This is a genomic window from Frankia sp. KB5, assembly GCF_002099325.1.
GTDB classification, from domain to species: domain Bacteria; phylum Actinomycetota; class Actinomycetes; order Frankiales; family Frankiaceae; genus Frankia; species Frankia casuarinae.
In genome coordinates this window covers 1-9,839 of sequence record NZ_MRUJ01000112.1, presented here as the reverse complement: position 1 = coordinate 9,839, position 9,839 = coordinate 1, and the positions used below count along the sequence as shown (strand labels likewise).

General features: G+C 71.0%; 9 protein-coding genes, 1 tRNA gene and 1 riboswitch. Of the genes, 5 read left to right on the top strand and 5 right to left on the bottom strand.

The window, feature by feature from the left end:
- Both KBI5_RS12320 and KBI5_RS12315 read left to right on the top strand, forming a co-directional pair.
- Positions 1 to 314, top strand: a 314-nt coding sequence (locus KBI5_RS12320; RefSeq protein WP_085015293.1) for a hypothetical protein, incomplete at its 5' end; no start/stop codon positions are given.
- A gap of 351 nt (positions 315 to 665) precedes the next feature.
- Positions 666 to 832, top strand: a riboswitch (cyclic di-AMP (ydaO/yuaA leader).
- A 5-nt stretch (positions 833 to 837) separates the two neighbouring features.
- Complete coding sequence (locus KBI5_RS12315) at positions 838 to 1,944, top strand: C40 family peptidase (RefSeq protein WP_011434751.1); 1,107 nt, start codon at positions 838 to 840, stop codon at positions 1,942 to 1,944.
- A 519-nt stretch (positions 1,945 to 2,463) separates the two neighbouring features.
- Here the strand turns inward: KBI5_RS12315 and KBI5_RS12310 are convergent.
- The 3 genes from KBI5_RS12310 to KBI5_RS12300 form a co-directional block, all read right to left on the bottom strand.
- On the bottom strand, positions 2,464 to 3,132 hold the full coding sequence (locus KBI5_RS12310; RefSeq protein WP_198537666.1) for a PHB depolymerase family esterase: 669 nt from the start codon (positions 3,130 to 3,132) through the stop codon (positions 2,464 to 2,466).
- 115 nt (positions 3,133 to 3,247) lie between these two features.
- A complete protein-coding gene (locus KBI5_RS12305) occupies positions 3,248 to 3,991 on the bottom strand; it encodes a glutamine amidotransferase (protein WP_085015292.1) in 744 nt (247 codons plus the stop codon).
- A 149-nt stretch (positions 3,992 to 4,140) separates the two neighbouring features.
- Positions 4,141 to 5,391: a MurT ligase domain-containing protein gene (locus KBI5_RS12300; RefSeq protein ID WP_085015291.1), complete on the bottom strand. Its 1,251-nt coding sequence runs from the start codon at positions 5,389 to 5,391 to the stop codon at positions 4,141 to 4,143.
- A gap of 420 nt (positions 5,392 to 5,811) precedes the next feature.
- Between KBI5_RS12300 and KBI5_RS12295 the strand changes: the two genes are divergently transcribed.
- From KBI5_RS12295 to KBI5_RS12285, 3 genes are all read left to right on the top strand, one after another.
- Positions 5,812 to 6,303, top strand: coding sequence for a tRNA adenosine deaminase-associated protein (locus tag KBI5_RS12295; protein ID WP_011434747.1), 492 nt, complete (start codon positions 5,812 to 5,814; stop codon positions 6,301 to 6,303).
- A 42-nt stretch (positions 6,304 to 6,345) separates the two neighbouring features.
- Positions 6,346 to 6,876: a tRNA adenosine(34) deaminase TadA gene (gene tadA / locus KBI5_RS12290; protein ID WP_085015290.1), complete on the top strand. Its 531-nt coding sequence runs from the start codon at positions 6,346 to 6,348 to the stop codon at positions 6,874 to 6,876.
- 118 nt (positions 6,877 to 6,994) lie between these two features.
- Positions 6,995 to 7,081, top strand: a tRNA-Ser gene (locus tag KBI5_RS12285).
- Positions 7,082 to 7,208: 127 nt separating this feature from the next.
- On the opposite strand, the gene KBI5_RS12280 is transcribed toward KBI5_RS12285, so the two are convergent.
- Together KBI5_RS12280 and KBI5_RS12275 are read right to left on the bottom strand one after the other, a co-directional pair.
- Positions 7,209 to 8,594 (bottom strand): pyridoxal-dependent decarboxylase, encoded by a 1,386-nt coding sequence (locus KBI5_RS12280; RefSeq protein ID WP_011434745.1) that lies wholly within the window; start codon positions 8,592 to 8,594, stop codon positions 7,209 to 7,211.
- A gap of 534 nt (positions 8,595 to 9,128) precedes the next feature.
- Complete coding sequence (locus KBI5_RS12275; RefSeq protein ID WP_023840114.1) at positions 9,129 to 9,464, bottom strand: DUF4326 domain-containing protein; 336 nt, start codon at positions 9,462 to 9,464, stop codon at positions 9,129 to 9,131.
- Positions 9,465 to 9,839 lie beyond the last annotated feature (375 nt).

Below are 9,839 nucleotides of genomic sequence, written 5' to 3'. Positions count from 1 at the left end.
CCGGCCGGCTGGAGGCCCTCGACGCGCTCCTCAACCGGCTGGAGGATGCCGAGCGGCAGGCCGCCGACGCCAGCGAGCATCTCATCCGGACCCGCCGGTGGCAGGAGGACACGGTCCGGACCATCCAGGAGGAGCGGGCTCGGATGCGCCAGCGCCAGCACGCCCTCGACGAGCTCGCCGACCACGCCCGCGCCGCGGTCGAGGCGCTGGCGCACCACCGCTCGCTGCCCCGTGAGGTCCACGAGCTCGCGGTCGAGCTCCAAGTGCTCGATGCGGCGGGATTCCTCACCCGCCGCGGCTCCCGGTCCCGCTGAGGGGGGTGCACACCCGGCCTCACCCGTCGACTACTTTAAGTAGTCAAAATCGCCCACGGGCCGCGGGAGGGCTACCCGCCCGCCCGCCTCTCACCCGGACCGGCCGCCGCCGCGGACCCCACACGCAACGAAAAACCAGCAGGACAAACGGGGCGCGAAGGGCCTTAGGGCCGCCCGGTCAGCCCGGCCGACCGCGCGGGCCGCCGACGCCGCGCGACGGGAACTTCAACGCGCACTCGCTGTAGTTGGGAAGGACTAGTGTTTACCCACCCCATCCAAGTGGACTAGTCTCACGCCGACGTCACGACAACACCGGGCCGAACGCCGAGTCCTGCCCCCGGCCCCGGTGTCCCCTCCGAGTCGTCATCAGGGGCAGGAGCGGGGGACCCACCTCCACCGGCCGGCGCCGATCCGCGGTGTCGACCTAGGGGTGAAGCTCGACGCGTGAAGGTCACGCGAGAGCCGGGCAGCCCAGCCCGAACCCGACAGCTCACTTCGCAGGCGCACGGGAAGGAATACACCGTTGTCCGCGCAAAGCGTGCAGCTCGACGAAGAAACGCGAGGCGCCGGTCGCGGCCGTCACCGCGCACCCTCCGCGCCCCCGGCCGCCCGCAGCCGGGCCCGGGCCCGCGCCTTCGCCGCCGTGACCACCGGGACCGTCGCGGTCTCCGGAGTGGCTCTCGCCGGCTGYGCCACCGACATCAACGCCGACGCCGCGAAGGACGAGCAGCCGAACACCGCTCCGATCACCCTCGCCGCGCAGATCGGCTCCCAGGCCGCCCTGGGGGGCAGCATCGCCGCCGCGGCGGTCAGCACCCACGGCTCCACCTCCCTGCTCGGCTCGACGGGCGGTGTCGACGCCCCGCCCCTGGCCGGCAAGGTTCAGGTCGGTCTCCGGGTGACCAACCCCGACGTGAGCGTCAGCGCGGACCAGCCGATCGACATCGGCTTCTCGCTCTACAACGAGCAGACCCACGAACCGCTGGCGAACCAGCTGGTCAAGGTGCAGGTGAAGCTCCCCACCGGGTGGGCCACCTTCAAGCACCTTTACACCAACGCCCAGGGCTACGCCTCCTACACGGCCCGGGTGCTCACCACCACGAATGTCACCGCGGTCTTCGACGGCACGGACGCCCTGCAGTCCGCCCGCTCGGCGAACGACGCCACCCTGCGCGTACGGCCGGCGCCCACCCCCCGGCTCGTCCGCAACGCCGCCTGGTCGGATCTCCTCACGACAGGGGACGCCGCGGACCAGGCGTCGGTTCCGGTCCCGTCGAGCTCCCTCGGGGAGAAGGCCGTCTACCTGGCCTCCCTGCAGGCCGGCAAGCCCTACGTCTACGGTGCGGAGGGCCCGAGCTCGTTCGACTGCTCCGGCCTCATCCAGTACATCTTCAAGCAGCTCGGCAGGAGCGTGCCGCGGACGACCGACGCCCAGTTCGCCGCCGCCACCCGGGTGTCGCAGTACAACAAACAGCCCGGCGACCTGATCTTCTTCGGGACACCCGGGAACATTTACCACGTCGGCATCTACGCGGGCGACGGCATGATGTGGGCGGCGCCGCACACCGGCGACGTCGTGTCGCTCAAGAAGATCTATACCACCTCCTACTACGTCGGTCGGATCCTCTAGCGGCCGGTCGGAGCCGGCGCACCGCCCTCATGCCGACGCAACGGCTCACCCGGCTCCGGTGGATCGCCTTCGCGGCTGGGGCGCGGACCACACGAGCCCTGCCAGTCCACGAGCGGCCGGCTACCGAGCCCCTCTCCAGGCGCCGACCCGAAGCCGTGGAAGCCGGACCCGGGACTCCCACCCACCGGCGAAGCCGCGGACAGACCAGCAAGCGGGCCCTGTCACCGCCCGACAACCCGCCTATGTGGTTCCTTTCCAGCTCTCCGGACGGGCCCTCCTTCCGGTGGGACGGACGTCAGATCTCCCCCCCATCTGACGTCCGTCCGGCCGGAAGGCCCCCGATTCCGCCGGCCTTCCCTCGGATTCCCCCCCCATCCGCACGGGAAGGCCGGCGGGCCTCGGGCCCCGGCCGACCAGGTCCGCCGATGCCGCTACCCCCCTCCCGGCGGCATCGGCGGACTTCAGCCCTCGGTCTCTGCCCGGTGCGGAAACCGCCCGGCCCGCTCGCGGGCGCCGCGGTCAGGCCCCCAGCCGGTGACCAGACGAGAACTTCCACAGGGTCTCGCTGACCTTCCGGTCCCAGGAGGCCTCCGGGGCCCGGCCCTCCGGGACACGGTCCTGGCAGGTCGGCCCGGGCTCCGGGTCGAACTGCCCGACGACGCCGACCGCGGCGAACTCCGGCTTACCCGGGGCGCAGGCGGCGGTCAGGGCCAGYCGGGCACCCTCGCCGATCCCCCACACGTAGACCCGGTTCGGATCCACCTTGGTCCGTTTCGTGGAGACGAAGCGGACCACGTCGCGCAGATAGCGCACGTCGGCCCCCTCGGGTCCGTCGATCCGCCACGTGCCGCCCACGGCTTCCGGGAAGGCCACCGCGAAGTCGCGGGAGTTCGCGAGCTTGCCGGCGTCACTCTGCCGGTCAAGTGACTTCGCGTCCGCGTTGTCGTCGTGCAGGATCAACACCAGCGGAAGCGGGTTGGCGGGATCGGACGGGGCCTGGACGARCAGCTCGCGGCCCGCCGACGCGTAGTCGCCGGGCAGGCTGACCCGCTGGGTCTTCGGGCGGTCACGGGTCCCGAGGTAGCCCCAGACGACCACGATCACGACACCGACGATGAGCACGGTTCTCTTGTTTTTGCCCCACCATCCRGCGAGGGGATTCGACACCACGGTCCAACCGAACCACACCGCTGGCCGGGAAACGCCGCAAACCTGGCAGCAGATGACGACAAGACCGGGGTCAGACCGGGGCCTGTCCGCCTTGTCCCCCCACTTGTCCCCCCAAAAAAAGCCAGGGGACGCGTCAGGTGACGGCCAACGCGCGGCGCCGGGCCTGGCGCAGCACCTCCACCTCGCGGGGCGCGTCCAACGGCGGCAGCGGACCATGGACCCAGCTCAGCAGGAGATCGGCGAGGGCGGGATTCTGCGCGAGCACCGGCCCGTGCAGGTAGGTGCCGATGACCCGGCCATCCACGATGCCGTCCGTTCCGCCGTCACCGTCACCGATCCCGAGCCGGACCGTACCGAGCGGGATGCCGCTCGCGCCGGGCAACCRCCTCGTCCGCCCGGCGTGATTCTCATACCCGTACAGGGTGGGCAGGCCGAGCCGTGCGTCCGGTTCCACCACGATGTCCCCGACCRCACGCGCCGGCGGCGCGTCCGACGGGCCGAAGGAGCGACGGGTCTCCACGTCGACGAGATTCAGCCCCTCGTGGATCTCCCCACCGGATGGGAAGGTCGCGCCGATCACCTGGTAGCCGGCGCACAYGGCGAGCACCGCCGCTCCCGAGCTCACCGCTCGCCGGATCGCCCGGTTCTGCCGGATGCCGTCCGCGGCGAGGACCTGCGGTGCGTCCTCRCCGCCGCCGAGCAGGTAGATATCACAGCTCTCGGRCACCGCCGACCCCGCGGGAACGTTCACCACCTCGACCGGCAAACCACGCCAGCRCAGGCGCTGGGACAGCACGATCGCGTTACCGCCGTCGCCGTAGGTACCAAGCAGCTCGGGGTAGATCAGCGCGATCCTGGTCGCAGAGCCGCCCGTCATCGCGTGGATCCCCTCATCTCGCGCACAACCTCACTGCGTGCACAACCTCGCCGCGTGCACAACCTAGTCACGTGCACAACCTAGCCACGTGCACAACCTAGCCACGTGCACAACCTAGCCACGTGCACAACCTAGCCACGCGCACAACCTCACTGCGTGGACCTCACCAGCAGATCGCGGAACGCCGTGTAGTTGGCGACGACGTCGACCACCTTCTCGTTGGCGGCCAGGGCCGCGTCCCGCGCACTGGCATACACGCTGTGCGGCACCTCCGCATAGGCCAGCCGCACGCTCATGTCCTCCTTGCGCTCCCCGGTGACCAGCACCTGCCGGCCGGCGAGCCGTTCGAACGGCACGTCCCAGATCCAGGACGGATCCCGCCCGTCAGCGGTCTGGGAGTTGAAGTCGATGACGACAGGCCGCGGCGGCGCGTCCRCCAACAGCTCCATCATCTCCACCCAGCCAGCGGGGTTCTTCGCCAGCARCAGCCGGCCTCGATGGCCCTCCTCGCCGAGCGCCACCTCCTGATAGCGACCCTGCACATCGCCCAGGCCGGTCATGGCCGCAAGCGCATCCTCGATCTCGACGCCGAACTCCCGGGCCGCGGCGGCGGCCATCGCCGCGTTGCCGAGGTTCACCCGTCCGGGCAGATCGAGYCGGGCCTCGATGGTGCGGCCGTACCAGAGTAGTTCCCGGGAGCCGGTGACCGCGACGATCGGCTCGGGCCTGGCCAGCCCGCACTCGGACCACCAGCCGCTGCTGTTGCGGTGTAGCAGCCGGGCGCACTGCGGGCAGACCATCGCGTCCGCCGTCCAGTTCTGCCCCGCCGACACCCAGACCTGCCGGTGCCAGCCCGCCGCCGCCCAGGCCACCAGGGGATCATCGACGTTCGCGACCACCGTCGTGTCGCGCAGCTCCGAGCCGAGCTCGCGCCACATGGCGGCGATGCGCCGCGTCTCGTTGGACCGGTCGAGCTGGTCACGGCTGATGTTCAGCAGCAGGACCACCCGCGGCGAGATCTCCCTGGCCACCTTCGGCAGCCAGATCTCGTCCACCTCGAGAGCCGCCGCCGCGTCAAACGGCGGCCGGGACAGCGCGGCCAGCACCCCGGGCGCCATGTTCGCCCCGCCGCTGTTCGACTTGACCGGCCCCAGGGTGCCCAGGGCCCGGGCAAGCAGCCTCGTGGTGGTGGTCTTGCCGTTGGTGCCCGACACGCAGGCGGTCATCCGGTGGGAGCCGACCTCGGCGAGYGCCGCCGGGGATACCCGCAGCGCGAGCTTGCCACCGATCATCTCGCCGGAACCACGGCCGAGCCGGCGTGACGCCTCGGCCGCCAGGCGTTCAACGGCGAGCGCGGCCTGGGTCCTGGCGGTGAACCGGCGGGGGATTGATGTCGTCATCGCGGTTTCTACAGTGCCACGACGGCACCGGGCGGCGAAGCCCGCCCCGTCTTCTGTTCCGATAGATCCCGGTCCAGTCCCCGGTCATCGGCCCGGTACCACCCGGTAGCGCCCCCGGACGGGGGTTTGTTCCAGCCCGGACATTACCTCACGTGAGCTGGCGTTACCCATAGTCCGTTGGGGAAGGTGTCGACCGGACCACCGTCGCGGAATCGACGCGGCATCGCGGTAGAACTCACCTGACAGGGTGAACCGGAATACCCACGGCCGCCCCCACAGGTGAGAATCACAGGCGGAACACGGCTGGTCGGCGCGGGTGCGCCGGTTTGGCCACCGGGGGCCGCGCCGGGCGGGCATCCCGGACCGGCACGGCCGGCCCGGGTCCGCCGCGCGGTTGCAGAAGGGACGTGAGGGCGCACAGTGACCACGAAGGCAATCGCGATCGCGCGGGTACACGGCCACTGGTCGGTGCACGATCTCGACCCGGCCGACGTCGACGACCTCGACGCCCTCACCGACATGATGCGGGATCTGGGTGATGGCCCCGTCGTCGCCTTCCTCGAGGAGGACGACGAGTACCTCGCGGTGGTCCGGGTGTGTCCCGACGACCCGGATCCGCAGGTCTTCCTCTCCGATCGCCGGGTCCTGGTGACCTCCGACCTCGCCGAACGCCTGTTCGCCGACGCGCTGCCCTCGATGGCGGGGCTGACCACCCCGGACGACGAGGATGACGCGTCYGCCGTCACCCATGCCGCCCCCGTGGGCGATCTCGATCTACTCGGCGATCTGGGCACCCCCGCGGAGGCGTTGTTGGAACTGATCGGCGAGGAGGGGATGCTGCCAGGCGATGTGATCAGCGCGCTCAGCGAACGGGCCGGGGCGGGGGAGATCCTCGATGACGCACGTGGCTGAGCCCACCGCTTCGGTCCCGCGCCGCCGGCCCGCTGATCCGGGATGACCGATCCCGACGAGTACCCCCGGGCGGGCGCTCCCGCCCGGCTGAGCGGTCCGCCCGGACCGGACCGCTTCCACGAGGCGATGGGGCTCGCCCTGCGCGAGGCCCGCCTGGCCCCGGACCACGCCGACGTCCCGGTGGGTGCCCTGGTGGTGACCGAGGACGGCACGGTGYTCGGGCTCGGGCACAACGAGCGGGAACGCGGCGCCGATCCCACCGCCCACGCCGAGATGATCGCCCTGCGGGCGGCCGCGCGCCGGACGGGTTCCTGGCGGCTACCGGGAGCCACCCTCGTGGTCACGCTGGAGCCCTGCRCCATGTGCGCGGGGGCCCTCGTGCTCGCCCGGGTGGACCGCCTCGTCTACGGCGCGGTTGACGAGAAGGCCGGGGCGGTCGGCTCGCTCTGGGACGTGGTGCGGGACCGGCGGCTCAATCATCGACCCGAAGTGGTCGCCGGGATCCGCGCCGACGAGTGTGGCGCCCTCCTGGCGGAGTTCTTCGCCGCGCGCCGGCGCCCGGCGGGGCGCTAGCCGGCACACCGCCGCCACGCTCGCCCGGTTCGGGGCGACGGGCCGCAGCCTCGGCGCCGTCGGACCCCTACACACCCCGGCGAACCGGACTCTCGCGACGTCCGGTAGGCTAGTCCGCGGTGGAGTCGCCTAGTGGCCGAGGGCGCACGCCTCGAAAGCGTGTGAGGGGGCAACCCCTCCGTGGGTTCAAATCCCACCTCCACCGCCCTAGCGGCACGTCTCGCTCTTCGCGTGCTGGCCGGGCCCGCACAGCGGTCCCGGAGGATCAAGCCCGGGCACCGGGCCGGCGGGGAGACCGGACGGCGGGGAGAGGGAGCCCATCGCGGCGAGGATCAGGCCATCGTGGCGAGGATCGCGCCGATGTCGTCAACGGTGGTCCGCGGGTTGACGATGGCGAACCGGGCGACGGTCTCGCCCTCGTGCACGGTGGGCGGAACAAACGCGAAACCGTCCCGCAGCAGGTTCTCGCTCCACCGCTGGTAGTCCGCGGCCTGCCAACCCAGCCGACGGAACACCACGATCGACAGCTGCGGTTCCCGCACCAGCTCGACGTAAGGCAGCGCGGCGATCTGGAGCGCGGCCGCCCGGGCGGTCGCCAGCGTGGACTCGATGGCCCGGCCGTAGGCCAAGGTGCCATGCGTCGCCAGCGAGAACCAGAACGGCAGCCCGCGGGCCCGCCGGGACAGCCCGATGGCGTAGTCCGACGGGTTCCAGGCCCCCGCCGAATCCAGGACCTCGAGGTAGCCGGCCCGCTGCGGGCCGTGCGCCGCCCGGGCCACCGCCGGATCGCGATACACCAGCGCGCAGGCATCGAACGGCGCGAACAGCCACTTGTGCGGATCGACGATGAACGAGTCGGTCTCGGCGATCCCGTCGAAGAGAGAGTGGGTCGATGCGGCGGCGAGCGCGGCCAGCCCGTAGGCGCCGTCCACATGTACCCACAGCCCGCGGGCCTGACAGACGTCCACCACCCCGCGGATGTCATCGACGGTGCCGAACTGGGTGGTCCCTGCGGTCGCCACCACCGCGAACACGCCGTCGACGGCCTGGGCGCCGTCCTGCTCGGCGAGCCGGTCCAGCGCCTCGGCCAACAGCGGACCGGTCAGTCGTCCGGCGTCATCCGTCGGCACGACGACGACCTCGGTGTCGAGCACCGTGGCGGCCTGGTAGAGGGAGGAGTGCGCTTCGGCCCCACAGACGAACCGCCATCGCGGTGGAGTCGGCCGACCGGCGGCGGTCAACCGGCTCCGGGCGGCATGCCGGGCGGCGGCCAGCGCCGACAGGTTGCCGACGGTGCCCCCCGGTACGAACAGCCCACCGGCGCAGGCGGGGAAGCCCGCGAGGTCCGACAGCCATCGCAGCGCCTCGTTCTCCGCGAAGACCGCGCCCGCGCCCTCCATCCAGCTGCCCGCGTAGATGGACGACGCCCCGACCACCAGATCGAACAATACAGCCGCCTTAGTCGGGGCGGCCGGGATGAAGGCGAGATTGCGGGGATGATCCGTCGAGATGCAGGCGCGGGACAGCTCCTCGTCGAACACCTCGAGAGCGCGACGGCCACCGATGCCCTCGGCGGTGATCGTGGATCCCACCGCCGCCGCCAACTCGTCCCATGACAATGGCGCGTCCAGCGGTACCGGATCGAATCCGAGCCGGACGCGGGCAAAGTCACATATCGCGCGGACGAGGTCGGCAGCCTGCGCGTCAAACCGATGCACAGGCGGAGTCTAGGGTCGGCCATGCCCGGACATCGGGCAGCTCACCCCGCCGCAACACCGGCGTTTCCGGGTCAACCCCGAGTTCACACCGGCTCGTCGCGGACCGTCACAAGTCGCCCGGGTCGGGTGATCTCCCGCGACCCGAGGGACGACGCGAGGCTACGCGTCCTGCYTGCCGCGCTGACGACGGAAGAGGAACCCGCCACCAACCAGGGCAACCAACAGAACAATCGCTCCGACACGCTTCACAACAAACCTCCACGATGAGGACCCGGCCTACGGGACGACATGCCCGGGCGTCCATCCATATACCCCATGGACGCCGCGGAAGGTGCCCAGACCCGCCGTCCCGGGGGACGAACGGCTGACACATCCTCATGCCATCGAAACCGAGCATGYCATGAAGTGGTCCCAGGCGTGCGACCGGACCGCCGGACAAGCCGACGCGTCCTACGACAGCACGATGGACACGTGTCGTATCGCGGGGCAATCTTCACGCGGCCCGGCGTTTGGACGGTGCTTTCACAGTCGCCCTCATCGCACCCGTTCGGCGACAAGGGCTGCGAGGATGTCGGCATGGCAGGGCTCGCCCGGCGGGCACCAGCAGGCCAACCGCTTACCAGCCAGGTCGGGYAACTCGGCGAGCCGCTCCGAYCGCGAGTAGCGGCGACCGGACCGGTCGTACCGGACATCCGGCCCACTGCCGGTCATCCACGCCGCGTACAGCTCTACCGCCGCGGACCGCCCCCACTCGCGCTGGTCGAAGGGATTGCCCCATCGGGTCGGCCGGGCGACCACGACCACGTCGTCGGGCCTGCGCCACCCGGCGGCGCGGGAGAGCCGGACATGGGACTGTGCGACGGTCATCATCGGAGGCCTCCCAGCTCGACGACATCCCTGGCGCCGCCCAACTCGCCCGGATCGTCGGTGAGATCCAGATCGTCGGTGAGAATGGCGTGCGTGGATGGTACGGACACCACCATCCCCCCGCACGGGGTTCGCAACCGATCGGCGCGGACCGGGCCGGCTGTCCGTGCCGATCAGGCCACCTCACCGCCGATCCACGTACCAGAGGAGCCACATCGGGCCCGGGAACCAGTGGACGGTCCACGTTCGGYGGACCCGATTCAACGCCACCCCAATAAACAAGCAATCTCTGTGCAATAACCACACAATAACCGTACGATCGTTAATCGTGTGATCGTTGCAGTAAGAAACGTGCCGGAGGCACGGGAACAGCGCAAA